The sequence below is a fragment of the Acidithiobacillus sp. genome, assembly GCF_027322205.1.
In the GTDB taxonomy this organism is placed as follows: Bacteria; Pseudomonadota; Gammaproteobacteria; order Acidithiobacillales; family Acidithiobacillaceae; genus Acidithiobacillus.
The window spans coordinates 14,768-40,075 of the sequence record NZ_DAHVHY010000001.1; the positions used below are offsets into that span (position 1 = coordinate 14,768).

The 25,308-nt window shown below is 60.8% G+C and carries 26 protein-coding genes and 1 other RNA gene; 23 read left to right on the forward strand and 4 right to left on the reverse strand.

Going from position 1 to position 25,308, the window contains the following annotated elements; all coding sequences use genetic code 11:
- The first annotated feature begins 111 nt into the window (after positions 1 to 111).
- The 17 genes from rnpB (at position 112) to ftsZ (ending at position 18,236) form a co-directional block, all read left to right on the forward strand.
- Positions 112 to 456: RNase P RNA component class A (gene rnpB / locus M7F93_RS00070), an RNA gene on the forward strand.
- A 320-nt stretch (positions 457 to 776) separates the two neighbouring features.
- Positions 777 to 1,232, forward strand: coding sequence for a division/cell wall cluster transcriptional repressor MraZ (gene mraZ, locus M7F93_RS00075; protein WP_298167120.1), 456 nt, complete (start codon positions 777 to 779; stop codon positions 1,230 to 1,232).
- The gene (gene rsmH / locus M7F93_RS00080) at positions 1,229 to 2,194 is read left to right on the forward strand and encodes a 16S rRNA (cytosine(1402)-N(4))-methyltransferase RsmH (RefSeq protein ID WP_298167123.1); all 966 of its coding nucleotides are present in this window, start codon (positions 1,229 to 1,231) and stop codon (positions 2,192 to 2,194) included. The genes mraZ and rsmH overlap by 4 nt, the downstream gene beginning before the upstream one ends.
- A complete protein-coding gene (gene ftsL / locus M7F93_RS00085; protein ID WP_298167126.1) occupies positions 2,184 to 2,447 on the forward strand; it encodes a cell division protein FtsL in 264 nt (87 codons plus the stop codon). The genes rsmH and ftsL overlap by 11 nt, the downstream gene beginning before the upstream one ends.
- On the forward strand, positions 2,444 to 4,228 hold the full coding sequence (locus tag M7F93_RS00090; protein ID WP_298167129.1) for a peptidoglycan D,D-transpeptidase FtsI family protein: 1,785 nt from the start codon (positions 2,444 to 2,446) through the stop codon (positions 4,226 to 4,228). The genes ftsL and M7F93_RS00090 overlap by 4 nt, the downstream gene beginning before the upstream one ends.
- Entirely contained in the window at positions 4,215 to 5,663 is a 1,449-nt protein-coding gene (locus M7F93_RS00095) for a UDP-N-acetylmuramoyl-L-alanyl-D-glutamate--2,6-diaminopimelate ligase (RefSeq protein ID WP_298167132.1), read from the forward strand. The genes M7F93_RS00090 and M7F93_RS00095 overlap by 14 nt, the downstream gene beginning before the upstream one ends.
- Positions 5,660 to 7,012, forward strand: a complete 1,353-nt coding sequence (locus M7F93_RS00100; RefSeq protein WP_298167136.1) for a UDP-N-acetylmuramoyl-tripeptide--D-alanyl-D-alanine ligase — start codon at positions 5,660 to 5,662, stop codon at positions 7,010 to 7,012. Before M7F93_RS00095 ends, M7F93_RS00100 begins: the two co-directional genes overlap by 4 nt.
- Positions 7,012 to 8,094 carry a phospho-N-acetylmuramoyl-pentapeptide-transferase gene (mraY, locus tag M7F93_RS00105; RefSeq protein WP_298167139.1) on the forward strand — a complete coding sequence of 361 codons (1,083 nt, stop codon included), beginning with the start codon at positions 7,012 to 7,014 and terminating at the stop codon, positions 8,092 to 8,094. Before M7F93_RS00100 ends, mraY begins: the two co-directional genes overlap by 1 nt.
- A gap of 1 nt (position 8,095) precedes the next feature.
- Positions 8,096 to 9,442, forward strand: coding sequence for a UDP-N-acetylmuramoyl-L-alanine--D-glutamate ligase (murD, locus tag M7F93_RS00110; RefSeq protein WP_298167142.1), 1,347 nt, complete (start codon positions 8,096 to 8,098; stop codon positions 9,440 to 9,442).
- Positions 9,439 to 10,611: a putative lipid II flippase FtsW gene (gene ftsW / locus M7F93_RS00115; RefSeq protein ID WP_298167145.1), complete on the forward strand. Its 1,173-nt coding sequence runs from the start codon at positions 9,439 to 9,441 to the stop codon at positions 10,609 to 10,611. The genes murD and ftsW overlap by 4 nt, the downstream gene beginning before the upstream one ends.
- A complete protein-coding gene (murG, locus tag M7F93_RS00120; protein WP_298167148.1) occupies positions 10,604 to 11,686 on the forward strand; it encodes an undecaprenyldiphospho-muramoylpentapeptide beta-N-acetylglucosaminyltransferase in 1,083 nt (360 codons plus the stop codon). The genes ftsW and murG overlap by 8 nt, the downstream gene beginning before the upstream one ends.
- A complete protein-coding gene (gene murC / locus M7F93_RS00125; RefSeq protein ID WP_298167152.1) occupies positions 11,679 to 13,073 on the forward strand; it encodes a UDP-N-acetylmuramate--L-alanine ligase in 1,395 nt (464 codons plus the stop codon). The genes murG and murC overlap by 8 nt, the downstream gene beginning before the upstream one ends.
- The gene (gene murB / locus M7F93_RS00130; RefSeq protein ID WP_298167155.1) at positions 13,070 to 13,957 is read left to right on the forward strand and encodes a UDP-N-acetylmuramate dehydrogenase; all 888 of its coding nucleotides are present in this window, start codon (positions 13,070 to 13,072) and stop codon (positions 13,955 to 13,957) included. Before murC ends, murB begins: the two co-directional genes overlap by 4 nt.
- Positions 13,950 to 14,876 carry a D-alanine--D-alanine ligase gene (locus tag M7F93_RS00135; protein ID WP_298167158.1) on the forward strand — a complete coding sequence of 309 codons (927 nt, stop codon included), beginning with the start codon at positions 13,950 to 13,952 and terminating at the stop codon, positions 14,874 to 14,876. Before murB ends, M7F93_RS00135 begins: the two co-directional genes overlap by 8 nt.
- On the forward strand, positions 14,869 to 15,726 hold the full coding sequence (locus M7F93_RS00140) for a cell division protein FtsQ/DivIB (protein WP_298167161.1): 858 nt from the start codon (positions 14,869 to 14,871) through the stop codon (positions 15,724 to 15,726). The genes M7F93_RS00135 and M7F93_RS00140 overlap by 8 nt, the downstream gene beginning before the upstream one ends.
- A 19-nt stretch (positions 15,727 to 15,745) precedes the next feature.
- Entirely contained in the window at positions 15,746 to 17,014 is a 1,269-nt protein-coding gene (gene ftsA, locus M7F93_RS00145) for a cell division protein FtsA (protein ID WP_298167164.1), read from the forward strand.
- Between the two features lie 58 nt (positions 17,015 to 17,072).
- Positions 17,073 to 18,236, forward strand: a complete 1,164-nt coding sequence (ftsZ, locus tag M7F93_RS00150; RefSeq protein WP_298167167.1) for a cell division protein FtsZ — start codon at positions 17,073 to 17,075, stop codon at positions 18,234 to 18,236.
- 16 nt (positions 18,237 to 18,252) lie between these two features.
- Here ftsZ and M7F93_RS00155 read toward each other — a convergent pair whose 3' ends face one another.
- Complete coding sequence (locus tag M7F93_RS00155; protein WP_298167170.1) at positions 18,253 to 18,696, reverse strand: hypothetical protein; 444 nt, start codon at positions 18,694 to 18,696, stop codon at positions 18,253 to 18,255.
- 30 nt (positions 18,697 to 18,726) lie between these two features.
- Positions 18,727 to 19,584, reverse strand: coding sequence for a diiron oxygenase (locus M7F93_RS00160; protein WP_298167173.1), 858 nt, complete (start codon positions 19,582 to 19,584; stop codon positions 18,727 to 18,729).
- 272 nt (positions 19,585 to 19,856) lie between these two features.
- On the opposite strand from M7F93_RS00160, the gene aroQ reads away from it, so the two are divergent.
- Genes aroQ through M7F93_RS00190 form a run of 6 tightly spaced genes read left to right on the forward strand, consistent with a single transcriptional unit; the run spans position 19,857 to position 23,917 of the window.
- The gene (aroQ, locus tag M7F93_RS00165) at positions 19,857 to 20,318 is read left to right on the forward strand and encodes a type II 3-dehydroquinate dehydratase (protein WP_298167176.1); all 462 of its coding nucleotides are present in this window, start codon (positions 19,857 to 19,859) and stop codon (positions 20,316 to 20,318) included.
- A gap of 19 nt (positions 20,319 to 20,337) precedes the next feature.
- A complete protein-coding gene (gene accB / locus M7F93_RS00170) occupies positions 20,338 to 20,805 on the forward strand; it encodes an acetyl-CoA carboxylase biotin carboxyl carrier protein (RefSeq protein WP_298167179.1) in 468 nt (155 codons plus the stop codon).
- A 1-nt stretch (position 20,806) separates the two neighbouring features.
- Positions 20,807 to 22,153 carry an acetyl-CoA carboxylase biotin carboxylase subunit gene (gene accC / locus M7F93_RS00175; RefSeq protein WP_298167182.1) on the forward strand — a complete coding sequence of 449 codons (1,347 nt, stop codon included), beginning with the start codon at positions 20,807 to 20,809 and terminating at the stop codon, positions 22,151 to 22,153.
- On the forward strand, positions 22,150 to 23,028 hold the full coding sequence (prmA, locus tag M7F93_RS00180) for a 50S ribosomal protein L11 methyltransferase (RefSeq protein ID WP_298167185.1): 879 nt from the start codon (positions 22,150 to 22,152) through the stop codon (positions 23,026 to 23,028). Before accC ends, prmA begins: the two co-directional genes overlap by 4 nt.
- Positions 23,029 to 23,030: 2 nt before the next feature.
- A complete protein-coding gene (locus M7F93_RS00185) occupies positions 23,031 to 23,663 on the forward strand; it encodes a zinc-ribbon and DUF3426 domain-containing protein (RefSeq protein ID WP_298167189.1) in 633 nt (210 codons plus the stop codon).
- Between the two features lie 11 nt (positions 23,664 to 23,674).
- Entirely contained in the window at positions 23,675 to 23,917 is a 243-nt protein-coding gene (locus M7F93_RS00190; protein WP_298167192.1) for a helix-turn-helix domain-containing protein, read from the forward strand.
- Here M7F93_RS00190 and M7F93_RS00195 read toward each other — a convergent pair.
- Both M7F93_RS00195 and M7F93_RS00200 read right to left on the reverse strand, forming a co-directional pair.
- Positions 23,899 to 24,552: a transglycosylase SLT domain-containing protein gene (locus M7F93_RS00195; protein ID WP_298167194.1), complete on the reverse strand. Its 654-nt coding sequence runs from the start codon at positions 24,550 to 24,552 to the stop codon at positions 23,899 to 23,901. The genes M7F93_RS00190 and M7F93_RS00195 overlap by 19 nt on opposite strands.
- Positions 24,553 to 24,563: 11 nt before the next feature.
- Entirely contained in the window at positions 24,564 to 24,977 is a 414-nt protein-coding gene (locus M7F93_RS00200) for a ClpXP protease specificity-enhancing factor (protein ID WP_298167197.1), read from the reverse strand.
- Positions 24,978 to 25,308 lie beyond the last annotated feature (331 nt).

Sequence of the window (25,308 nt, forward strand, 5' to 3'; positions counted from 1 at the left end):
CCGCAGCAGGATCCTGATGCACCGGTGAAGATACATCACAGTATAGTGCGCAAAGTCCGGCCATGCGTTTTTCTTCTGACAGAAGGCCATAAAACGCGTATGCTCCGCGACGGAGTGGGCCAGACGACCGCCGCGGAGCAATCCGGGGAGGAAAGTCCGGGCTCCATAGGGCAAGGCGCCGGTTAACGACCGGGAGGCGTGAGCCTACGGAAAGTGCCACAGAAAATATACCGCCAAGCGCGTAAGCGCCGGTAAGGGTGAAAAGGTGCGGTAAGAGCGCACCGCATTTCCGGTAACGGAAATGGCAGGGAAAACCCCGCCTGGAGCAAGACCAAATAGGCGTGCAATACCGTGGCCCGCGGTGCACGCGGGTAGGTTGCTGGAGCCTGCGCGTAAGTGTAGGTCTAGAGGAATGGTCGTCCACGACAGAACCCGGCTTATCGGCCCACTCCAACTTTACCACCAGCCCCATTTATCCCGGCAGACAGCCCGGAAATATCCGCAACCCTCATAAAAAATCAACCAGATGGAAAAACAGGGCGAGTAGCGCCCACGCATTCCATGGCTAAAGAAAGAGTATCCTTAAACTCATTTTACACCATGTAATCTGATGATTGCAGAAATCCCTTAAAGCACTTTGTTCACTCTTTATAAACATGCTCTAACATGCCGTAATTATTCGTTTTTTCTCCTTGACAGCGGGCAACCTTCCCTCTAATCTTCGGATTGTGGGGAAAAGTGGGGCGAAGTGGAAAATTTTGGAGGGGAGCACAGGCATGTTTAGGGGAACACATCGGCATAGTCTGGACAGCAAGGGACGCATGAACGTCCCCGCGCGTTTCCGCGACTGGCTGAACGCCCACTGCGACGGCCAATTGATCGTCACGATTGATGCCCAGAGCCAGCCCGGCGAACGCTGCCTGGTCGCTTACCCCCTGCCCACCTGGGAAAAAGTCGAACGTCGCATCGCCGAACTCCCCAGCAACAGTGTCGCAGCCCGTCAGTTTCAACGCCTTTTTGTCGGTCAGTCCGAAGAGATCCGTCTGGATGCCCAGGCCCGTATCCTCCTGTCGCCCAACCTGCGCAAATTTGCGGAGCTGGATAAAGAATTGGTACTGGTGGGCCAGATCGACAAGTTTGAAATCTGGGATGCCGCCCGTTGGGAGACTTGTCAGGAAAACTGGCTGGCCAGCGCGGATGGCTTCGCTAGCCTGGGCGATCTGGTCCTGTGAGGGAGGATCATGAACCAGACACCGCGCACATTACCGTCCTTCTGGCAGAAACCGTTGCCATCCTGCGCCCGGCACTTCGGACTAGTGCAGCCTTGCGCTGTGTCGATGCAACCGGTGGGCGGGGCGGCCACAGCGCGGCCTTACTGGCGGAACTGGGTGCAACAGATGCCTTGCTCATCCTTGACCGCGACCCCACTGCCATTGCCGCGCTGCGCAACCGTTTTGCAAAAGACCCGCGAGTACACATTCGCCAGGCACGCTTCAGTCAATTGGCCGAAGTACTTGCGGCGCTGGAGTGGGGCAGCGTGGACGCCATCCTCGCCGATCTCGGCGTTTCGTCTCCGCAACTGGATGAAGCCGAGCGCGGCTTCAGCTTTATGCGCGATGGCCCACTCGACATGCGCATGGACCCGGGGGCCGGCGTGAGCGCTTCAGAGTGGCTGGCTACCGCACCCGAGGCCGAAATAAGCCGGGTGTTGCGCGAATATGGCGAGGAACGTTTTGCCCGCCCCATCGCCCGCGCTATTCTGCGGACCCGGGAACAAACGTCCATCACCAGAACCCTGCAACTGGCGGACTTGATCGCTGAGGTACTGCCCCGTCACGAAATCGGACAACATCCGGCCACCCGCAGTTTTCAGGGCATCCGCATTTTCATCAACCGCGAACTGGAAGAGTTGGAAGCCTTTCTCCCCCAGGCCATGAATGCGTTGCGCGCGGGCGGACGGCTGGCGGTCATCAGCTTTCACTCTCTGGAAGACCGCTTGGTAAAACGTTTTTTCCGCGCTGACGATTATCGTATCAGCGCGGATATACCCCTGCGTGCCAGCGAACTCCCACCCCTGCCATGGCATCCTGTAGGTAAGGCCCTGCGGGCCAGCGCCCGGGAAACTTGCGATAATCCCCGTTCCCGCTCGGCCGTGCTGCGGACTGCCGAAAGGAGTGACCACTATGCGGCGTAGCACTATTATTCTCGCCCTGCTGATTACTGCCACACTATTCGGTATCGTCGCGGCAAGAGAGAATACCCGTAGCCAGTTCATCGCTTTACAGGAAGCGCAGGCCAGGCGTTTCGCCTTGGACAACCGCTGGGGTCAGCTCCAGCTGGAGCAGGCCACGCTCGCTTCCAATGCCCGCGTGGGCGATATTGCGCACCAAAAACTTGGCCTTGCAGCTCCCAAAAACGATCAAATTGTCATGGTCAAAGCACCATGATCCATCCCGGCGCCCCCCTCCACTCGCCGCAAACCGTCACGCTTCCCGCGTGGCGGGCGACCGCAGTATGGACGGTGGTTGCGCTGGGTTTGGCGGCGATCATGGCACAAGCCTGGCGCGCGCAGGTGGAGCGCGGTCCGTTTCTACGTAACCAGGGCGCACAGCGGTATCTGCGACACTTCGCCTTACCGGCGCAGCGTGGCCCCATTCTCGACCGTTCCGGTAAAGCGTTGGCTCTGTCCGTCCCGGTGCAAACCCTCTGGGTAGACCCCCGGTTGTTCAATCCGCAGCGGGCACCGTGGCCACAAATTGCCGTCGCCTTAGGGATCAGCGCAGCCACCCTTGCTGCACGGATCCAGAGCGGCGGCAGCCGGTTCGCCTTCCTCGCCCGCCAGATCGCTCCGGAACGTGCCGCTACCATTCTCGCCCTGCATGTACCCGGTTTATACAGTCTCAATGAAAACAGGCGTTACTACCCGTCCGGCAGCATAACCGCGCCATTGCTCGGCTTCACCAATGTAGACGGGCGCGGCATTGAAGGGTTGGAGCTGACCTATAACCAGTGGCTGCAAGGGAAGGCAGGGGAAGAAACCGGACTGCGCGACAATCTAGGACATCCGCTCGCCATCCTGGGCACGACCAAACCGGCCCTGCCCGGCCAGGCACTCACGCTCAGCATTGACCGCAACATCCAGTATGTGGCGTACGCTGCTCTCGCCTCCGCCGTACAGCGTTTTCAGGCACGCTCCGGAGCCGCGGTGCTGATGAATGTGCATACCGGCGAAATTCTCGCCATGGTCAGCTATCCCTCTTTTAACCCCAATGATCGCGCCGATTATCAGCCAGACCTCTACAATAATCGTGCCGTCGCCGACACTTTCGAACCGGGATCGGTGGTGAAACCTTTTACCATCGCTGCCGCATTGGATGACGGCAGCATTCAGCCCAATTCCACGTTTGATGTGAACACCAACTGCTTTCGGGTGGCCCATTACTGCATTCAGGACGATGTCCGTCACGGCACCCTCGACCTTGCTCAGGTACTCAAGTATTCCAGCAACATTGGCGCGGCAAAGATTTCCCTGCGGACACCGCCTGCCGATCTCTACCAGATGCTGCGCAATGTCGGTTTTGGGCAGGTGAGTGGATTAGGGCTGCCCGGGGAGACTGGCGGCACGGTTCCCGCTTGGCAAAACTGGGATGTGGCGCGGCGTGCCGCCATGGCTTACGGTTATGGTCTCTCCGTCACCCCTTTGCAACTGGCGGCGGCTTATGGCGCCATCGCCAATAACGGCGTCTATGTCCAGCCCACCTTGCTGCGCAGCACCAGCAACACCTCCCTGCACAGTCAGCAGGTCATACCGGTCGCCACTGCGGCGCGACTGCGCGACTGGCTCGCCGGGGTGACCAGTCGGGGCGGCACCGGTTTCCTTGCCGCGATTCCCGGCTATTCGGTAGCCGGGAAAACCGGCACGTCCATCATGGCTAATGGTAAGGGCGGCTTTCATAAGCATCAGGTGAATACCACCTTTGTCGGCTTCGCGCCCGCCAACAATCCGCAATTCGTCATGGCCGTAGTGGTGCGTGGACCAACTCAGGGCTGGCGTTATGGCGGGGTAGTCGCCGCCCCGGTATTTCGGGTAACCATGGGCGCTGCCCTGCATCAAATGGGCGCACAACCCGATGTCGGCACTGGTGTCTGGAATACCGCGGCAGGAAAAGCCATGACCGCAGACCAGGAGCGGCGTTGGGCCGAGGGGGCTGGCGATGCCGCACACTGAGACGCTCGCCAGCCTGTTGCCTGCCACTCCTGCTGCCCTGGCGGGGATTGCCCTGCAGGGCATTGAAACCGATACCCGTCGCCTGCGACCGGGCATGCTCTACGTCGGCTTGAACACCAATCATGGCGATGGCCGGCAATTTTTGGAACAGGCTTGGGCAGCAGGTGCAGCCGCAGCGCTGTTAGAGGGCAGTGCAGAGCGTATTTACACTGAACAGGGTCACCCCGTCTGGCAAAGCCCGCAGGCACGGGCTCTGCTCGGCAGGTCACTGCGCCGCTGGTATCGCTGGGACGAGGGTCGGGCGCCCGTCATCATTGGCGTTACCGGCACCAATGGCAAGAGCAGTGTGACCCGCCTCATCGCCGAACTTGCGCCGCAGCCCGCGATGATCATCGGCACCCTCGGCTACGGTCGCGTGGATGCGCTTATCTCCCACGCCAATACCACACCGGACCCGGTCCCTTTGTGGCAGACCCTGGCCACGCTGCGCGACCAGGGCGCCAAGGTCATCGCCATGGAGGTCTCCTCCCATGCGCTCGCGCTGGAACGGATTGCGGCAGTACCCTTTGCCGCCGCCGTATTTACCAATCTCAGTCGGGACCACCTCGATTTTCATGGGAATATGGCGCACTACGGCGCAACCAAAGCCCGCCTCTTCCAGACGCTAGGCCTCCAATTGGCCGTAATAAACAGCGACGACGCATTCGCCGGGCAGATCGCTGCCGCCATGGCGCCGGAAGTCCGGCAACTGCGCTTCGGGGTAAAGAGTGGAGACTACCAGGCTGTCGAGTGGCATCCCGGTGCCAGCGGCACCCTGCTCGACCTGCATACCCCTACCGGCCCGCGGCGCCTGCGCAGCCCCCTCATCGGCAACAGCAATATTCAGAATCTGCTGGCCGCGCTGGCCACTGCCGAGGGTATGGGCTGGCCGGTCAGTGACGCCGCCATCGCCGGACTCGACTTGCCGGAAGGTCGTTATCAGCGCTTGGCTCCGGTCCCCGGCAAGGCACAGGTGATGATCGACTATGCCCACACCCCAGATGCGCTGCAGCGGGTGCTCACCGACCTGCGCGAAGTCGCTAAAGGCGCCGTGACCGTGGTCTTTGGCTGCGGTGGCGATCGGGATCGTGGCAAACGTCCGGAAATGGGGCGGGTGGCCGAACGCCTTGCCGACCACATCATTCTCACCGACGATAACCCGCGCAGCGAAGCGCCCGAGGTTATCGTCAACGACATCCTGGGCGGTATGGAACAGCCCGATCAGGTTACCGTGATTCATGACCGCGCGGCGGCCATCCGGGCCGCCATCACTGCATCGCAGGCCGGGGATTGGGTGCTCATCGCCGGCAAGGGACACGAGCGTATCCAGGAGATACTGGGGCAGCGTTTACCCTTTCAGGACCGCAGTATTGCCGCGGAGGTGCTCAGCGCATGATCCGCTATTCACTGAACGAAATCGCTGAAATCACCGGGGGCAAGCTGTTGCCCGGCAGCGCCGGCCGCAAAGAAATTCAGGGCATCGCTACGGACAGCCGTCAGCCGATGACGGGACCACTTTTTGTGGCATTGCGCGGCGCCCGCTTCAATGGCGAGGACTTCGTGCCTGATGCTCTTGCTCAGGGCGCCGGAGCCGTGCTGACCGGCACCCCTGTCACCGCACCTGGCGTCCTGGTAGGGGATACCCTGATAGCGCTGCAGACACTGACCGCCCACTGGCGGCAGCGTTTCAGCCTGCCGCTGCTGGCAGTGACCGGCTCCTGCGGCAAAACGACGGTCAAAGAGGTACTCACCGCTATCCTTAACGAGTCCGGCCCGGTACTGGCTACCAGCGGCAATCAGAACAACCACATCGGCGTACCCCTGACGCTGGCACGGCTTGGCGCCGAGCATCGTTATGCGGTGCTGGAAATGGGCATGAATCACCCCGGCGAACTCACTCTCCTCAGCGGGCTGGCGAGGCCCACCCTGGCCCTGATCAACAATGCAACCCCCGCGCATCTGGAAGGCCTCGGCAGCGTTGCCGCCATTGCCGCAGCCAAAGGCGAAATTCTCTCCGGTCTCGACAAGCGCGGTCTCACGATCCTCAATGGCGACGATCCCTTCGCGGATTTCTGGGCGGAACGAGCGCCGGGAGAAGTCTGGCGCTTCAGCTTGGAGCATCGCCCGACGCGGGTGCGCGGACACTGGCGCGCCCACGAACAGGGTGGCGGACATCTGGAGGTACGCGCTCCACAAGGGGAATTCACTCTGGAGATTCCCTTGCCCGGTCAACACAATGGCCGCAATGTCCTGGCGGCCACGACCGCAGCGCTGGCGCTCGACATTTCCATTCCGCAAATTCAACGGGCAGTGGCCGGACTGAAGGCCATCCCCGGACGTTTGCAGTGGCGCTCCGGACTGCATGGCAGTCGGATTCTGGATGACACTTACAATGCCAATCCCGCCTCTCTCGAAGCCGGACTTCGTGTGCTCGCCGCGCAGTCCGGCCAACGTATCCTGGCCCTCGGTGACATGGGTGAACTCGGTCCCGAAGCCGCACTTTACCATCGGCAGGCGGGGACGCTGGCGCAGCAACTCGGTATTGAGCGCCTGTACGCACTCGGTCCGCTGGCAGCAGAGGCAGCCGATGCCTTCGGCGTCAACGGCGAAGCCTTCTCCGAATTGCCCTCTTTACTGGCCGCCCTGCAAAGTCGCCTGGACGGAGACACCGTGGTACTGATCAAAGGCTCCCGCGCCACCCACATGGAGCGCGTCGTACCGGCCTTAACCGGGGGGAATGCCTGATGCTCTACGCCCTCTTTATGCAACTCGGCAGCCTTTATCACGGCTTTTACGTTTTTCAGTATCTGACCCTGCGCGGCGTATTGGCCATCCTTACCGCGCTGATCCTCTCACTGTTCATCGGTCCATTCTTTATCGCCCGTCTGCGCCAATACAAAATCGGCCAGATCATCCGCAACGACGGTCCCGAAACCCACCTGAGTAAGCAGGGCACACCCACCATGGGCGGCGCCCTGATCCTGCTGGTGGTTATCCTGACGACGCTGCTCTGGTCGGATTTGCGTAATCCGCTGGTCTGGGTGGCGGTGCTCACTACCCTGGCCTTTGGCGCCATCGGCTTCATCGACGATTGGCGCAAGCTGCGGCGCAAAAACACCAAAGGACTCTCAGCGCGGGCCAAATATGGTTTACAGTCGCTGGTGGCCTTCGCCGCGGCGGGGGTGCTCTATGCCCTGGCCAGCAAGCCGGTAGAGACCAGCTTGATCCTGCCTTTTATACCTCATGTACTGATCCCGCTGGGCATCGGTTTCATCCTGTTCAGTTATTTCGTGATTGTCGGCACCTCCAATGCCGTCAACCTGACCGACGGACTGGATGGCCTGGCCATTGTACCGACAATCATGGTCGCGGCGGCTTTAGGAATATTTGCTTACGTGTCCGGCAACGCGGTCTTTGCTCGCTACCTGGATGTGCCCTGGGTACCGGGCTCCGGCCAGATGCTGATTTTCTGCGGGGCGCTGGTGGGTGCGGGGCTCGGTTTTCTCTGGTTCAACACCTATCCGGCCGAGGTTTTTATGGGCGATACCGGTGCCCTCGCGCTGGGCGCGGCGCTGGCCATCGTCGCCATCGTCGCCCGTCAGGAACTCGTGCTGGTCATTATGGGCGGCGTCTTTGTGGTGGAAACCTTATCCGTCATCATCCAGGTGATCTCCTTCCGGCTCACCGGTAAACGGGTCTTCCGCATGGCACCGCTGCACCACCATTTTGAGAAAAAAGGCTGGCCTGAACCCCGGGTGGCGGTCCGTTTCTGGATCATCACCGTGATTCTGGTCCTCGTCGGTCTTTCCAGTCTGAAGATACGCTGACATGGACCTCAACGGCAAAAAGGTATGCATCGCCGGCATGGGCAAGACGGGACATTCCCTCTTGCGCACCGCCCTGCGCCTGGGTGCCCATTGCCGGGTCGAGGACACGCGTCTGCTAGCAGACGCCGCCGATTTGCGGCAACATTACCCAGACGTCGATTTCCATTTTGGCGACCTTCCCGAAGACGTGTTCCTGGGTGCGGATCTCATCCTGCTCAGCCCAGGGCTGACGCCGACATTGCCAGCCCTGCTCCGCGCCAGACAAGCAGGCATAGAGATCATGGGTGATATCGAACTTTTTGGCCGGATCGCCCGGACGTCCATCGTCGCCATCACCGGCAGCAATGGCAAAAGCACGGTCACCACCTTGCTTGGCGAGATGGCACAGGCCGCCGGACTGCGCGCCGCCGTCGGCGGCAACCTCGGCACCCCCGCCCTCGACCTTTTGCCGGAAACGGGTCCCGAGCCGGAGCTCTATGTCCTCGAGCTGTCCAGCTTTCAGCTCGCGTCCTGTCAGCACTTTCATCCGCGCGCCGCTGCCATCCTCAACCTGAGCCCCGACCATCTGGACTGGCACGGCGACTATACGGCCTATGGATCTGCCAAGGCGCGCATTTTCCAAGCGATGGGGGCCGGAGATACCCTGGTGCTGAATGCCGAAGACACCTTTACCGCCGCCCTGCCCGCCCAGGTTCCGGCAGGGGTGCAATTGCAGTTCTTCGGACGGGCTGGCGATCGCGACGCCTATACCGCCGATGATCAGCTCTGCCTGCGCGCCGACGGTCCGTTGCTGGCCTTGGATCAACTCCTGCTACGCGGTGGGCATAACACTGAAAATGCGTTGGCGGCGGCATTGCTCGCTCGTGCCGTGGATATCCCACTTACCGCCATCCGGCAGGCCTTGCGCAATTTCTCCGGTTTGCCCCACCGCCTCGCCTGGACCGCTGAGGTGAACGGGGTGAACTACTACGACGACTCCAAGGGCACCAATCTGGGCGCCACCCTCAAAGCCATGTCCGGCTTGCCGGGACCCCTGGTGATGATTCTGGGCGGCGATGCCAAAGGGGCTGACCTGAGCCCGCTGCGGGAAGCCTGTCGCGGTCAACGGGGGGCCGTCGTCATTGGTAAGGATGGCCCGCAAATAGCCGCATTGCTGGCTGGCGTGTTACCGGTGCAAGCCGTCAACAGCATGCCGACAGCGGTGCAGGCAGCAGCGGAGATGGCGCAGAGTGGCGATCAGGTGCTGCTCTCACCTGCCTGCGCCAGCACGGACATGTTCACCGATTATCAGGATCGTGGTCGTCAGTTTGTCGCGGCCGTACAGACATTGGCGGGGAGAGTGGCATGACCAAACCAAGCTGGTGGTTAGCGGAAGAGGGACCTGCCGACACGGTTCTCTGGTGGATCATTCTGGCCCTGCTCGGCTTCGGCTTCGTCATGGTCTACTCCGCCAGCGCTCCCATCGCCCAGCATGAAACCGGCAACCCCTTCTTCTTTGCCGAGCGGCAGGGCCTCTACGCCCTTCTTGCCACTGCAATACTCTATTACACCAGCCGCATTGATCTGGATTTCTGGGAGCGCATCACTTTCCCGCTGATGGGCCTTTCCATCATCGCTCTACTACTTGTTTTTATACCATTTATCGGCGTATCGGTGAACGGCTCCCATCGCTGGATCAACTTTCTCATTGTCCGCCTGCAGCCTTCTGAGTTGCTGAAATTTGCCTTGCTGCTTTTCCTCGCCCGCTATGTGGTACGTAAGGGGGAGTTGCTGGGCCGCTTCAAAGAGGGGCTCTGGCCGATTTTTGTGGTACTCGGTCTGCTGGGTGTGCTCCTGCTCCTGCAACCGGATTTCGGCTCTTACGCGATGGTGGTGCTCCTCACCGGAGTGATGCTCTTTCTGGGCGGCCTGCCTTTGGGTTATGTCATCCTGGCTGGCGCCATATCGGGCAGCGCGCTCGGAATTCTGGCCATATCAGCGCCTTATCGCCTGGCCCGCATCACGACCTTCCAAAACCCCTGGGCAGATCCTTACGGGGCCGGATTCCAGTTGGTGCAATCTCTCATTGCCTTTGGGCGTGGCGGCCTCTTCGGAGTCGGTCTGGGCGACGGGGTGATGAAATATTTCTACCTGCCCGAGTCCTATACCGACTTCATTCTGGCGGTGATCGGCGAAGAGCTCGGCATGATCGGGGTGTGGTCCCTGGCAATGCTTTATGGCATCGCCTGCTGGCGGATCTACCGTGTCGGCCGCCGTGCTGCTGCGGCCGGTGATGCCTTCTTCGCTCTTTTCTGCTACGGCACCCTGACCTGGTTTGGGGGTGAGGCCGTTATGTCCATGGGCGTGAATCTCGGCGCTCTACCGACCAAAGGTTTCGCCCTACCGCTGATCAGTTATGGCGGCAGCGCCCTGGTCTTCCTCTGCGCAGCCCTGGGTGTCGTCCTCGGCGTCAGCCGCCGTTATCCGGCGGTGCCCAACAGCAAAGTCGTCGTCCAGGAGGAACTCCAGAATGGCTGACAGCGTCCTGATCGCAGCAGGCGGCACTGGCGGCCATATCTTCCCGGCCTTGGCGGTCGCCGACGCACTGCGCGCCCAGGGTGTGGAAGTCGCTTTTGCGGGAACAGCCGCCGGGATGGAAGCACGCCTGGTGCCGGAACGCGGCTATCCGCTGCATACTCTGGACATGCAGGGCTTGCGCGGCAAAGGCCTCGGGCGCTGGTTGCGTGCGCCCTGGCGGGTGGGTAAGGCGATCTTACAGGCACGGGCAATTCTGCGGAAAACCCAGAGCCGCGTGGTGCTCGGCATGGGGGGGTATGTCGCCGCCCCCGTCGGCATTGCCGCCTGGACCCTGGGACGCCCGCTCTGCCTGCATGAACAAAATGCCATCGCCGGGCTCAGCAATCGTTTGCTGGCGCCACTGGCCAAGCGTATTTTTCTCGGCTTTCCCGGCGCGCGTCTGGCCCGCGGTGAGTGGGTGGGCAACCCAGTCCGCGAGACCATTCGCGCCTTGCCCGCACCGCAAGAGCGTTTCAGTCGGCGTAACGGACCAGCTCACCTGCTCATCATGGGTGGCAGTCAGGGCGCCAAGGTGCTCAACGAAGTCAGTGTCGCCGCGCTGAGCAGCATGACCGCCGCCGAGCGCCCCGCCATCTGGCATCAGACCGGCAAGGATCACGTAGAAACCACCCAGGCGGCTTACGCACAGGCGGGCATTGACGCCCGGGTAGAGCCCTTTATAGAGGATATGGCGGCAGCACTGAGTTGGGCCGACCTCGCTCTCTGCCGCGCGGGCGCCGCCACCATCGCCGAACTCGCCACCGCTGGTCTCGGCGCCGTCCTGATCCCCTTCCCCTTCGCAGTAGACGATCATCAGGCCACCAACGCCCGTTTTCTGGAGGAGGCCGGTGCGGCCAGGATACTGCGTCAGGAGGGGTTGGACGCCATACAGTTGCGCGATGTGCTGAATCCCTTACTGACTGACGCCGCACTCCGCCTACGCTGGGCAGAAGCCGCGCGCGCTCAGGCCAGGGGCGATGCCGCCGCCACCATTGCGACAGCTTGCATAGAATATGCAGGAGGCAGAAATGCGTAACTGGGTCCGCCAAGTCCACATGGTCGGCATCGGCGGCAGCGGCATGCGCGGCATCGCCGAAGTGCTGCTAAATCTCGGCTATGCCGTCTCCGGCTCCGATTTGCGTCCCGGCAGCTCCACCCTGCGCCTGACAGACTTAGGTGCGCGGATTTTCGGCGGTCACGAGGCCGTCAATGTGCGCGGCGCCGATGTGGTCGTGCTCTCTTCGGCCATTCCCGAAAGCAATCCAGAGGTTCAGGCCGCTCGCGAACTGCGCATCCCCGTCATCCGCCGCGCCGAGATGCTGGCGGAGCTGATGCGCTTCAAGCAGGGCATCGCCATCGCTGGCACCCACGGCAAGACCACCACCACCAGCCTGGTGGCCAGTATCCTCGGCGCTGGCGGACTGGACCCCACCTTCGTCATCGGCGGCCGCTTGAAGAGCGCCGGCACCCATGCCGCCCTCGGCAGTGGCGAATATCTGGTGGCAGAAGCGGACGAATCCGACGCCTCTTTCCTCTATCTCTCGCCCGTCATGGCCGTCGTCACCAACATCGACGCCGATCACATGGAAACCTACGGCGACAGCCTCGATAATTTGCGCGGCGCCTTCCTGCAATTTCTCCAGCGCCTGCCCTTCTACGGCCTCGCCGTCCTCTGCACCGATGAACCCATGGTCACCGGCCTCATCCCCGAATTGCGCACCCCCGTACTACGCTACGGTTTCGGTGACGATGTGGATTTGCAGGCGCGTGATGTCGCCGTGCAAGGCATTGGCAGTCGCTTCGCCGTATGGCGGCGGGTGGACAGCGACTATGTCCACTGGCTGGACGTAGAACTGGGCATCCCCGGCCGCCACAATGTCCTCAATGCCCTCGCCGCCATCGGCATTGCCAGCAAGGTAGGCGTACAGGAATCCATCATCACCAGCGCATTGGCGGATTTCCGCGGCGTCGGCCGCCGTTTTGAGCTGGTCGGCACATTTGGCGGAATTACCGTGGTAGATGATTACGGCCATCACCCCCGGGAAATCGCCGCGACTATCGCTGCAGCCCGCTCCGTATGGCCGGAGCGACCACTGGTGGTGGCCTTTCAACCCCACCGCTACAGCCGCACCCAAGCGCTCTTCGGTGATTTCGTCAGCAGCCTGGCGGCGGCGGACCGGGTGATTCTGACGGACATTTACACTGCCGGCGAAAAGGCACTGCCCGGCGTTAACAGCCGCGCCCTCGCCGAGGCCATGGCCGCGCAAGGGGTGTCTGTCCGCTTCCTGCCTGATTTACTCACGGCGCCGCAACAAATCCGCGCCGAACTCCCCGCCAGGGCCGTACTGCTGACCCTCGGCGCGGGCAGCATCGCCAGCCTGGCGGCACAATGGTCCCAGGTCTTCGGGGAGGATCCCGCATGATACACGCCATTGGGGGTCGTCTGCGCCTGGGAGAACCCATGCACCGCCACACCAGCTGGCGGGTCGGCGGCCCGGCCGATCGCTTCTATCTGCCCGGCACGCTGGAAGATCTGCAGGCTTTCCTGCAGCGTTTCGCCGTCGCCCCTCTCACCTGGCTTGGGCTGGGCAGCAATGTGCTGGTGCGGGACGGTGGTCTGCGTGGCACCGTCATTTGCTTGGCTAATACCATCGACAAGATTACCCTCGACGCGTCCGGTCTGATCCGTGCGGGGGCGGGGGCGGGGGCGGTCAAGATTGCCCACTTCGCCGCCAAGGCCGGGCTCGCCGGCGCCGAATTTCTCGCCGGCATCCCCGGTACCCTGGGCGGCTGTCTCAGTATGAATGCCGGCGCCCACGGTGGCGACACCTGGACTCTGGTGGAATGGGTCGAAGTCTTGCATCCCGATGGTCAACTGCAACGTCTGTCTCGCGCCGAGTTTCAGATTGGTTACCGGGAAGTCCAGGGTCAGGGCGATGCCTGCTTCGTCACCGCAGGATTGCGCCTGACCCCCGCAGACAGCGATGCCGTCAGGCAGCGCCTGCGTACCTGGCAGGTACGCCGCGCCGCCACTCAGCCTTTGGAATGGCCGAGCTGCGGTTCCGTCTTCCGCAACCCGCCTGGCGATCATGCCGCCCGGCTCATTGAGGCAGCAGAACTCAAGGGCATGCGTTATGGCGATGCCGAAGTAAGTACCCAGCACGCCAATTTCATCATCAACCGCGGTGCTGCCCGCGCCGAGGAGATCGAAGCTCTGGTGGCCAACGTACAACAAGCGGTCCTCAGTCGCTTTGGCATCGACCTCCAGCCGGAGATGCGCGTTATCGGGGAGGTGACCGATGTCTGATTTGCCCCGCATAGCCGTACTTTATGGTGGCCCCTCCGGCGAGCGCGAAGTTTCTCTCGACAGCGGTCGCGCCGTATTGCAGGCGTTGCAAGGATTGGGCCTGGATGCCGTCGGCATCGACATCCAACCGGCCATCATCCAGCAGCAAGTGGCAGACAGCAAGGCGCATATCGCCTTCAACGTCTGCCATGGCGCGGTAGGCGAAGACGGCCTGTTGCAGGCCTGTCTGGAGACTCTGAATATCGTTTACACTGGCAGCGGCGCCCTCGCTTCCGCCCTCGCCATGGATAAATGGCGCTGCAAGCAGCTCTGGCGGGCAGCCGGTTTACCGGTGACCGACGGCATTCTGCTGCGCCGCGGCGAGAATGCACCTGATCTCGGCGCCCGCTTCGGCTGGCCCCTGTACATCAAGCCGAACCACGGCGGTTCCAGCCTTGGCGTCAGCAAAGTTACGGGTCCGGCAGAACTGGATGCGGCCTTGCGGAGCGCCTTTGCGATGGAAGACGAAGTCCTCTGCGAGGGTGCCGTCATCGGCCACGAGGCCACTGTCGGCATCCTCGACGGCCGCGCCTTGCCGCCCATTGTCATCGAAACACCCCGCACCTTCTACGACTACACCGCGAAGTATCTCGCCGACGATACCCGCTACCTCTTGCCCTCAGGCCTCGGTGCCCCACTGGATCAGCAGTTGCAGACACTTGCGCTCAAGGCTTTTGCCGAACTGGGCGGCCGCGACTGGGGCCGCGTCGATTTCATGATCAGCAGCGACGGCCAGGCCCATCTGCTGGAAGTGAACAGTGTACCCGGCATGACCAGCCACAGCCTGGTCCCTATGGCCGCCAAGGCGATCGGCATGGATTTTCCTGAATTATGCAGCGCCATACTGCGCACCGCGCAGAGGAGAGTAAAACATGGTTAGCGTCATGCGCGATTACCGCCATGGGCAGCACCCACAACGGCCTGCCGCCACCGTCAAGGAACCACCCAAACGCAAAGCCGAAGCGGCAGTCCCACCCAAAGTACGTCAACCTATCCCATGGTGGCTTTATGGTCGTGTGCTGGTCGGCGGCGTTGGTCTCAGCGCCCTCGCCTGGGGGAGCTGGATGGGCTGGAACTGGGTGCGCGAGCCGCAACTCATGCCCATCAGCACCCTGACCATTACCGGCACCTCCGCGAAAATTCCGCTGCCCACGGTCAATGCCGCCCTCAAACCTTACGTTACTCAGGGTTTTCTCTGGGTGAACCCTGATCAGGTACGCCACACCCTCGATGCACTGCCTTGGGTCGCCGATGCCGAAGTCCGCAGAGTCTGGCCCGATCGCTTGCAAGTCGATATCAAGCCCTATGTGCCCGTGGCCCGCTGGCTGGGCGGTACCGGACAAATGGTGGATGCCCAGGGTCAGGTGTTCAACGTCCCTCCCAGTCAGGTCTCCGGTGAGCTGCCGAATCTCGAAGGACCGGCGGATAGCGGTGCCAGGCTGATTGCACAAATGGCCAAATTCAACCAGATCCTCACCCCCCTGGGCATCAAGGTGCTGGATTTGCAAGAAGATCAACGCGGCGGCTGGCGTTGCATCCTCAGCAATAAGGTGCGCCTGCTGCTGGGCAGCGAAAACATCCTTCCCGCCTTGACACGTTGGGTGGCTATTGCCCCCCAGGTCAAAGAATACCTCGTACCAGGGGCCACCATGGACCTGCGCTACACCAACGGCTTTGCGGTCGCCATGCCCACGGTGGCCACTGTCAGCAGTCCACTAACGGATCAGTGATCCGAAGGAGAAACAGGAAATGAAACGCAGCAATCCGGAACTCATCGTCGGTTTGGACATCGGCACCTCCAAGGTCGCCTGCATTGTCGCCCAGTCCCGGGGCGGCCGTGAGGCGGAAATCATCGGCGTCGGCCAACACCCCTCCCGCGGCCTCAAAAAGGGCGTGGTGGTCGATATCGAATCCACCGTTCAGGCCATCACCCGCGCCGTGCAGGAAGCGGAGTTGATGGCCGGTGTGCAGATTCACGGCGCCATAGTCGGCATTGCCGGCGGCCACATCCGCGGCTATAACAGCCACGGCATCGTCGCCATCAAGAACAAGGAAGTCAGCAATGAGGATGTCGGCCGGGTCATGGACGCCGCCCGTGCCATCGTTATTCCCCAGGATCAGAACGTCATCCATATCCTGCCCCAGGAATTCATGATTGACAGCCAGGAAGGTGTCCGTGAGCCCGTCGGCATGTCCGGCGTGCGCCTGGAGGCCCGGGTGCACATCGTCACCGGTGCCGTCAGTGCCGCGCAAAACATCACCAAATGCGTCGAACGCTGCGGCTTGCAGGTACAGGATCTGGTCCTCGAACAGCTCGCCTCCGCCGACGCCGTCCTCACTGCTGATGAGAAAGAACTCGGTGTCTGTCTGGTGGACATCGGCGGTGGCACTACGGACATCGCCATCTTCCGCGATGGCGCCGTTCGCCACACCGCCGTCATCCCCATTGCCGGCGATCAGGTCACCAACGACATCGCCCTCGGCCTGCGCACCCCGCCCGTCGAAGCGGAAAACATCAAAAAGCTCTACGGCTGCGCCCTCGGTGATCTCATCGAGCAAGATGAAGAAATCCCCGTCCCCAGCGTTGGCACTCGTCCGCCCCGGACCATATCCCGGCGCATTCTCGGCGACATCATCGAACCTCGCATCAAGGAACTCTTTGAACTGATTCAGGCCGAGCTGCGGCGCACCGGCTATGAAGATATGGTCGCGGCCGGAGTGGTCATTACCGGCGGTTCCAGCAAGCTGGAAGGGATGGCCGAACTGGCCGAAGAAATCCTCCACCTGCCGGTGCGCGTCGGCGAGCCCATGCATTTACCCGGCATGGAAACCGTCGTCCGGACTCCGGGCCATGCCACGGGCGTCGGTCTGGTCATGTACGGACTGCACAATCAAGTGGCGAGTCAGGCAGAGCCTTTACAGAACCCGGCCATCGCGGCCCGGGAAAATCATATGGATACCAGCTTCGGCGGCGTTTTTCGCAAGATGCGCTCCTGGGTACAGACGAGCTTCGGCTAATGCCTGCTTGCAGGGCTGAAGCACACAAATTTGCAGGACTTCAAGAAGGAGAAAGACTATGTTTGAACTCAATGAATGTGAACAAGACGGTGCTGTCATCAAAGTGATCGGCGTCGGTGGCGGTGGCGGTAACGCTATCAACAACATGTGCGCGGCGGGTCTGGAAGGGGTGGAATTCATCACCGCCAATACCGATGCCCAGGCGCTACGCCATTCCCACGCCAGCCACACCATCCAGCTCGGCGCCCAGATTACCCGCGGCCTCGGTGCTGGCGCCGATCCCGAAGTCGGTCGCAAGGCTGCCGAAGAAGGCCGTGACGAAATCCGCGCAGCCTTGGAGAAGGCCGACATGGTCTTCATCACCACCGGCATGGGGGGTGGCACCGGCACCGGCGCCGCCCCCGTGGTGGCGGCCATTGCCCGCGACATGGGCATCCTTACCGTCGGAGTGGTCACCAAGCCATTCAACTTTGAGGGCAAGAAGCGTCAGCAACACGCCCTCTCCGGCATCGACGAACTCTCCCAGTATGTGGACTCACTGGTCATCATCCCCAACGAAAAGCTGTTGTCCGTCCTTGGCAAAAACATCAGCCTCAAGGACGCCTATCAGGCCGCCGACAACATCCTCCTCGGCGCCGTGCAGGGTATCTCCGAGCTGGTCACCCGCCCCGGCCTGATGAACCTCGACTTCGCCGATGTCCGCACCGTCATGTCTGGCATGGGCCTGGCGATGATGGGTGCCGCCAGCGGTCGCGGCGAAAACCGTGCCAAAGACGCGGCCACCCGCGCTGCTTCCAGTCCGCTGCTGGACGATATCAACCTCTCCGGCGCCCGCGGCATTCTGGTCAACATCACCGCTGGCATGGACCTGACCCTGGGCGAGTTTGAAGAAGTCGGCGAACTGATCCGTGGCTATGCCGCTGATGATGCCAACGTCAAGGTCGGTACCGTGCTCGATCCGGAACTGGAAGGGGAACTGCGGGTCACCGTGGTTGCCACCGGTCTGCAGCGGGAACCCGTGCGTCTGGCGGTCGAAAACATTCGCACCCGCCCGGCAGCGACCCCAGCCACTGCCGCAGACTGGCGCAATCTCGACAAACCCACTGGTATGCGTCAGGCCGAACGCCCCGCGGCCCCGGTAGCCGCCGCACGCGGCGGTAATAACACCCCTAACTATGCCGACCTGGACATCCCCGCCTTTTTGCGCCGTCAGGCGGACTAAGGCCAGTAAAACCGGGTCAGCACAGTAAAGGCGCTTGACCCGGGCGGCAGCGTTCTTTGCTCGGCCGCGGCCCCTTAGCCGCCGCCTGTCGCACCAGTTCGTCTTCATCCGCCAGCAACTGCGTCCGCTGAACTTGCGTCAGCAATGGATTGCGGGCGATGGCATAGCGCACGTTAGGGTCGTGATCCTGACAAAACCCCCCCACCTGTTCTGCCGTTAAATCCGGCCTTTTCGCAATACACAGGCGGATAACATAGTCCCCATCCTCTGCCAGCACCGCCACTTCCTCCAACCGCAGGTCCGCACGGCGGGCAAAATAGCAGCGGGTCTGCATCCACTGCTCCGTCAACAAAAACGACCGGTACCCTTCCGGCAATTCCGGACTCAATGCCCACTGCAATCGGGCAGCCAGCGCAAGGCTCCGCCACGGATCTTCCGTCGTTTTTATGCCCTGTAACATAGCATCCATTGCCAAACCGCTACAGCGTGTTCAGCCCGCTACCAGGTGCCCAGAAGAATCACGGTCGGCGGTGCTCATTGCCTTACGGTAACGACTGAGATCTTTGGCACTCTGAAGGGGTGTTCCGAGCAAAGCAGAAAGATTACGTAAGATGCCATTGACTACCTTGCCCTCCCAGATTACGTCGAAATGGATCTGGGTATCCAGCCATTGCTCCAGCCAGCCCGGATCCGGCAGATGGCTTTGCACGCTGTCGTCAGGGTACATGGCTTTGTTCACATGGAGATTGGTGGGATGCAATGCCTTCGCCGTCTTGGTGTTGGCCATGAGCACACCGATCTTGGCAAAAGCCAGACGCGCGGTATCCCCAAGGCGATCAATCGCGCGCCGCATATACTTAAGATAAATGCCCGCGTGCCGCGCCTCATCCTTGGATAGCACCTCGTAAATCGTGCGAATCACCGGCTCGCTGTGCCACTGCGCCGCACATTTGTACCAATGCGTCAGACGAATTTCGCCGCAAAAATGGAGCATGAGCGTCTCCATCGCCGGGGCTGGATCAAATTCAAAGCGCACGTTGTGCAACTCTTCTTCTGTCGGCAGATATTCCGGCGCAAAGCGGCGCAAATATTCCATGAGCACCAAAGCGTGCTTCTGTTCTTCATAGAACCAGATGGACATGAAGGCCGAAAAATCGGAGTCATTCCGGTTGTCCCGGAGAAACATTTCCGTCGCCGGGAGTGCGGACCACTCGGTGACCGCATTCATCTTGATCGTGCGCAACTGCTCATCGCTCACCAGACTACGGTCAAATTGCTCCCAGGGAATATCCGTGGCCATGTTCCAGCGCGCGGCCTCCAGTGATTTGAACAACTCAGGGTATAACATAGCGAACACACCTCTCTGGCGTTCTCAATAATGAGCGCCTGGACACCTCAATCTTTCCGCCCACCAGACGAAAGTTGCGCGCCGACACCCCCAGACTTTGCGGCGACACCCGCGAAGCTTCACACCTATCTTGTGGCATTCTACGCCAAATCCCCGCATTGGGCGATGGCCCTGTTTATTTCCCCTGGCATTCGCCTTAGACACGAATGACCTGGATTTATCCGGCCATTTGCGGCAGACTTTACGGATATACTTAGTGTTACGCGGAATCTATGGCTGCATCATCTCCTCATATCCTTGTACTGCATGGTCCGAACCTGAATCTGCTGGGTAGCCGTGAGCCCGGCCATTATGGGCAGACCACCCTCGCTGAAATCGATGCCGGGATGCAGGCGCACGCGCAGGGATGGGGCTGGCGACTGCGCAGCCTGCAGAGTAACGCCGAACACATACTGATCGATGCTGTTCAGGAAGCGGCCCGGCAGGGCGTCACATACATCATCATCAACCCCGCGGCCTTCACCCATACCAGTGTCGCCCTGCGTGATGCGCTGGCTGCCGTCCAGATCCCCTTTATTGAAGTGCATTTATCCAACATCCATGCCCGGGAACCGTTCCGCCGCCGTTCCTATTTCTCCGATCTCGCCCAAGGCATCATCGCGGGACTGGGTGCGGATGGGTATTTCCTGGCGCTGGATGCCATTCATCGACGCCTGAAGCGCCATAACCCATAACTGATACCAAGGAAAGAGCATGGATATCCAATTCATCCGCCGCCTGGCCGAACTGCTGGAAAAAAGTGCCATTGATGAAATAGAAGTGGTAGAGGGCGACAGTAAAGTCCGAATCACCCGGCACGTCGCGCCTGCTCATATGGCACCGACCATTACCTGCACTCAGCCAGCGGCAGTTGCTGCTGCAATACCCACCGACACAGCGGTAGCGACCACACCTGCCGCTGTTGAGCAGCCACCCCAAGGCTACATGATCAAATCGCCCATGGTTGGCACCTTTTACCGCGCCGCCTCCCCAGAAGCCGCGCCCTTTGTAGAAGAAGGCAGCATTATCAAGGCTGGCCAGACCCTCTGTATTATCGAAGCCATGAAGTTGCTCAACGAAATCGAGGCCGACATCTCCGGAAAAGTGATCAAGGTCCTCGCCAGCAACAGCCAACCCGTCGAATACGGTGAACCCCTGTTCATCATTGCACCCGAGGATTGAGATGTTTGAGAAAATCCTCATCGCCAATCGCGGCGAGATTGCCCTGCGTATTCAGCGCGCCTGCCGCGAACTGGGCATTCGCACCGTCGCCGTCCACTCCGAGCCCGATCGCGATCTTCTGCATGTCAAACTCGCCGACGAGTCGGTGTGCATCGGCCCGGCACCCAGCGACAAAAGTTATCTGAATATTCCCGCCGTGATTGCGGCCGCCGAGGTGACTGACGCCGAAGCCATTCACCCCGGCTACGGCTTCCTTTCGGAAAATGCCGACTTCGCCGAACGGGTCGAAAAAAGTGGCTTTGCCTTTATCGGCCCGCGGGCCGAGACTATCCGCCTGATGGGCGACAAAATTGCCGCCAAGACGGCGATGAAGAAGGCTGGAGTGCCCTGTGTACCAGGCTCCGACGGGCCTTTGCCCGACGATAGCGAAGCCCTCAAGACCCTCGCCCGCGAGATCGGTTACCCCGTCATTCTCAAGGCCGCTGGTGGTGGTGGTGGTCGCGGTATGCGGGTCGTGCATACGGAAGCGCATCTCATCAACGCCGCCAATCTGACCCGTGCCGAGGCGGGCAAGGCCTTCGGCAACCCCACCCTGTACATGGAAAAATTCCTGGAGACACCGCGCCATATCGAGTTTCAGATACTCTGCGATGCCCATGGCCACTGCGTTCATCTGGGTGAACGGGACTGCTCGGTGCAGCGCCGCCATCAGAAAGTCATCGAAGAAGCGCCAGCTCCCGGCATCAGCGCCGCCCAGCGGGCTGAAATCGGCACATCGGTGGTCAAAGCCTGCGAGGATATGGGCTATCGGGGCGCCGGCACGATCGAGTTTCTCTACGATCCGGGCAACCAGACCTTCTACTTCATTGAAATGAATACACGCGTGCAGGTCGAGCACCCGGTCACGGAGCTGATTACCGGCATCGACATCGTCAAGGCGCAAATCCGCATAGCAGCAGGCCTGCCGCTTGGGATTCGCCAGGAAGACGTTGTACTCAGCGGTCACGCCATCGAATGCCGTATCAATGCCGAAGACCCGGAACGTTTCGTACCCTCTCCTGGACAAATTACCGCCTGGCACCCACCCGGCGGGCCAGGCATCCGGGTCGACAGTCACATTTATGCGGGGTATCGCGTGCCACCCTTCTACGACTCCATGATCGGCAAAATCATCGCGTTCGGAAGCGACCGTGAGGAAGCCAATATGCGTATGCGCAGCGCCCTGCGCGAGACCACCATTGAGGGTATTCAGACCAATATCCCCCTGCACCGACGGGTGCTGGAAGAGGCCCAGTACGCCGCAGGCGGGGTGCATATCCACTATCTGGAGGCCTTGCTCGCCCTATGAAGATTGCCTGGTGGCAGCTCGGCATGCGTGTCCCCGCGGCAGTTACGGCGGCCATCGAGGTGCAATTGCAGGATGCTGGCGCAGAAGCCGTCAGCTTTCTTGAAGGCGACGACAGTGAAGCCGTATTCGATGCAGGGCTGATCTGGCAGAACAGCCAGTGCCAGGCCTTGTTTCCTGCCGACGACCATAGTGAAGCGACCCTGCAAAGGCTGGTCAGAGACCATGACTGGCAGCAATTCGCAGCACAATTCACGCCGCTGGAGGAACAGGACTGGGTAGCGGCGACGCAGGCCGCTTTCCCGGCACGCTGCTTCGGTCGCCTCTGGGTAGCCCCCAGTTGGGATGCGGCGCCCGCCGACGCCCATCGCGTGCTCCATCTCGATCCCGGCCAGGCCTTTGGCACCGGCGCCCATGCCACCACGGCTCTCTGCCTGCGTTTCCTGGACGCGCAGATCCGCGGGGGCGAAAGCCTTATCGATTACGGTTGCGGCTCCGGTATCCTGGCTATCGCCGGGCTGCTGCTGGGAGTCGGCCAAGCCTTCGGCGTAGATACGGATCCCGTTGCGCTGCAGGTAGCCACCGCCAATGCTGAAAGCAACGGCGTCGGTACCGGCCTGCAGCTCGCGCTGCCGGAAAACGCCAGTCTGCCCATGGCCGACATCCTGGTCGCCAACATACTGGCAACTCCCCTGCTGGCCCTCGCGCCCACCCTGGCTGACGCTGTCCGTCCCAGAGGCTGGATCGCACTGTCCGGCATCCTGCACCATCAGGAAGCGGAGATTAACGCCGCCTATAGACCCTATTTCGATCTCGCCGCCCCGCAACACGAAGAAGACTGGTCGCTCATCTATGGCCAGCGCAAAATCGGAGTATGACCATGGAAATCACCTGCCCCCGCTGTGAATCGACCTTTGCCACGGATGGTAAAGCCCTGCGCGAGCATCACTATCAGGTGAAATGCAGCGTCTGCCAACAAATCTTCCATATTGATATTGCCGCAGAGGAAACGCGTGCCGGTAGCAGCCTGGGGCGTCGTCTGGGTAGATTTCTGCTCATCCTGGCCATCATCCTGCTGATTACCGCCCTGATCGGGCAGGTACTTTGGTGGACACGCAGCTACAGTTACGCTGCCACCAGCGCGCCAGTACGCCATATGTTGCTGGATGGCGCCGAACAACTGGGCATCACCATTCCGTGGCCAGGCCCCAACAAAGACATCCGTATTTTAAACAGTCAGGTTACCCCGGTGGGGGATCATTTGGCGCGCATCACCGGCAGCATCGAAAATGTGGCCAACCAGGTCCAGGCCTACCCGGTGATCGAAGTCACCCTCAGCAATGTCTATGGTGCACCGATTGCGCATCTGCAGTTTACCGCCGCTCAATACCTGAGCGGAGAATTTCATGCCAGCGCCGGATTTGTTCCTGGCACTGCGGTACCATTTACCCTCAGCGGCCCTGCCTTGACGGCGGCCGCCGGTTACCAAGTCACTCTCCTCAGTCGTCCCTGAGGAGGCTGGCCATGGGAACCACGGACCTGTCTTTGAGCGATTGCGTAACCCTGGTCATGGACCGCTATCTGGCGGATTTGCAGGGTGAAGTACCCAGCAACTTGCACGCACTGATCATAGACGAGGTGGAACGTGCCCTGCTCGCTAACACGCTGCAACATTGTAGCGGGCAACGCGGCATGGCTGCCCAATGGCTGGGCATCAATCGCAACACTTTGCGTAAGAAACTACAGGCCTACGGATTAGATACCTGAATCAACTGCGGAGCGGCGTTCGCCACCGATTGCGGGTTCGCACCGACCACGTTGCCGCCACCATTCATCAGGTACTGCTGATAATAAGCGAGCACCCGCGGCACGTAAGCCTGGGTTTCTGCAAAAGGCGGAATATGATAACCCGCCTGGATCACGGCCTTCGATCCCGCATTGTAGGCGGCCACCGCCAGCTTCAGGTCACCACTAAATACCCGCAGCAAATGGGCCAGGTACGCCGTGCCACCGTTGATGTTATCAGCCGGGCTGAAGGAATTGGCCACCCCAAAACGATCCGCCGTTGCCGGAATGAGCTGCATCAACCCGACTGCCCCTTTGGGTGAAACCGCCCCCGCGTTGTAACCGGACTCGGCGCTGATCACGGCGTTAATCAGCGCCGGACTGACCCCATAACGGCTAGCTGCCGCCCGAATCAGTGCCTGATAATGCGCCCTGGCCACCCTGTTAAAATCCGCGCGCGCCACGGCTACCGCCATTTTCGGCGTCCGCATCACCATCCGGTACTTGTTATTCCCGGCAGGCACGTTGGTCAGATGCACCACCCCGCTGCTATCGGTGTACGCATAAATATTGGCCTCAGCCGTGCTTCCGCAAAGCAGCAGCATCGCACCGAGCATCAGGCCAAGCCTCACTTCACCACCCGCAGTGAAGGGCGCTCGAGCTTACTGGGGGGGTTATCCGCGTTCTCAACACCGCCTCCCTCTGGGGGCGGCGGTGTGGTTGGGATTTCAGGATCGGCAAAGCCCATCCCCTCCTGCGTCTCCGCAGCGTAAATCGCCGCCACCGCCGCCATCGGTACATCCACCGTGCGGGCGACCCCACCAAAGCGGGCGTTAAAAGAAATCCAGCCATCCGCCATACGGAGACTGTGGCAGGCGCGCGGCGAGACATCAAGAATCATCCGTCCATCCTTTTCGTAGCCACTCGGAACAGACATTCCCGGATAAGCCACCACCACCAGAATATACGGGGTATGCCCCTGATCCACACACCACTGATAGACCGCATTGAGCAGGTAGGGCTTAGCACTTTCAGGTAACAATTTTGTTCTCCATCATCAGCATCCAGCCATATAACCGGTGCAGGCCAAGGACACATGGGTTGCCCCTATCGCTGCTGCATCCAAACTTATCCATAAAACGTTTATAGACGATTTTTCGGAATTCTCAAGATAGTTCAGATGCAGACGGTAGGATCAGGCGACGGCACAACACTGTTCGGTCCCGATTCAACATAACATATCTGCATGTTTAAACACGATTTATGCTAACAAATCTTTTATAGAGCAGACCTTTTTTGCACATCCAGGAAATATCACACCCCTCTTGCAGTAATCTCTAAAATATGAGGCATAAACGCACGCGCTTTAGTGA

Excerpts from the sequence above, each read along its gene's own strand:
- mraZ (WP_298167120.1), top strand. The coding sequence starts at position 777 with ATGTTTAGGGGAACACATCGGCATAGTCTGGACAGCAAGGGACGCATG.
- ftsL (WP_298167126.1), top strand. The coding sequence starts at position 2,184 with ATGCGGCGTAGCACTATTATTCTCGCCCTGCTGATTACTGCCACACTA.
- M7F93_RS00090 (WP_298167129.1), top strand. The coding sequence starts at position 2,444 with ATGATCCATCCCGGCGCCCCCCTCCACTCGCCGCAAACCGTCACGCTT.
- M7F93_RS00095 (WP_298167132.1), top strand. The coding sequence starts at position 4,215 with ATGCCGCACACTGAGACGCTCGCCAGCCTGTTGCCTGCCACTCCTGCT.
- M7F93_RS00100 (WP_298167136.1), top strand. The coding sequence starts at position 5,660 with ATGATCCGCTATTCACTGAACGAAATCGCTGAAATCACCGGGGGCAAG.
- mraY (WP_298167139.1), top strand. The coding sequence starts at position 7,012 with ATGCTCTACGCCCTCTTTATGCAACTCGGCAGCCTTTATCACGGCTTT.
- murD (WP_298167142.1), top strand. The coding sequence starts at position 8,096 with ATGGACCTCAACGGCAAAAAGGTATGCATCGCCGGCATGGGCAAGACG.
- ftsW (WP_298167145.1), top strand. The coding sequence starts at position 9,439 with ATGACCAAACCAAGCTGGTGGTTAGCGGAAGAGGGACCTGCCGACACG.
- murG (WP_298167148.1), top strand. The coding sequence starts at position 10,604 with ATGGCTGACAGCGTCCTGATCGCAGCAGGCGGCACTGGCGGCCATATC.
- murC (WP_298167152.1), top strand. The coding sequence starts at position 11,679 with ATGCGTAACTGGGTCCGCCAAGTCCACATGGTCGGCATCGGCGGCAGC.
- murB (WP_298167155.1), top strand. The coding sequence starts at position 13,070 with ATGATACACGCCATTGGGGGTCGTCTGCGCCTGGGAGAACCCATGCAC.
- M7F93_RS00135 (WP_298167158.1), top strand. The coding sequence starts at position 13,950 with ATGTCTGATTTGCCCCGCATAGCCGTACTTTATGGTGGCCCCTCCGGC.
- M7F93_RS00140 (WP_298167161.1), top strand. The coding sequence starts at position 14,869 with ATGGTTAGCGTCATGCGCGATTACCGCCATGGGCAGCACCCACAACGG.
- ftsA (WP_298167164.1), top strand. The coding sequence starts at position 15,746 with ATGAAACGCAGCAATCCGGAACTCATCGTCGGTTTGGACATCGGCACC.
- ftsZ (WP_298167167.1), top strand. The coding sequence starts at position 17,073 with ATGTTTGAACTCAATGAATGTGAACAAGACGGTGCTGTCATCAAAGTG.
- M7F93_RS00155 (WP_298167170.1), bottom strand. The coding sequence starts at position 18,696 with ATGTTACAGGGCATAAAAACGACGGAAGATCCGTGGCGGAGCCTTGCG.
- M7F93_RS00160 (WP_298167173.1), bottom strand. The coding sequence starts at position 19,584 with ATGTTATACCCTGAGTTGTTCAAATCACTGGAGGCCGCGCGCTGGAAC.
- aroQ (WP_298167176.1), top strand. The coding sequence starts at position 19,857 with ATGGCTGCATCATCTCCTCATATCCTTGTACTGCATGGTCCGAACCTG.
- accB (WP_298167179.1), top strand. The coding sequence starts at position 20,338 with ATGGATATCCAATTCATCCGCCGCCTGGCCGAACTGCTGGAAAAAAGT.
- accC (WP_298167182.1), top strand. The coding sequence starts at position 20,807 with ATGTTTGAGAAAATCCTCATCGCCAATCGCGGCGAGATTGCCCTGCGT.
- prmA (WP_298167185.1), top strand. The coding sequence starts at position 22,150 with ATGAAGATTGCCTGGTGGCAGCTCGGCATGCGTGTCCCCGCGGCAGTT.
- M7F93_RS00185 (WP_298167189.1), top strand. The coding sequence starts at position 23,031 with ATGGAAATCACCTGCCCCCGCTGTGAATCGACCTTTGCCACGGATGGT.
- M7F93_RS00190 (WP_298167192.1), top strand. The coding sequence starts at position 23,675 with ATGGGAACCACGGACCTGTCTTTGAGCGATTGCGTAACCCTGGTCATG.
- M7F93_RS00195 (WP_298167194.1), bottom strand. The coding sequence starts at position 24,552 with ATGCTCGGTGCGATGCTGCTGCTTTGCGGAAGCACGGCTGAGGCCAAT.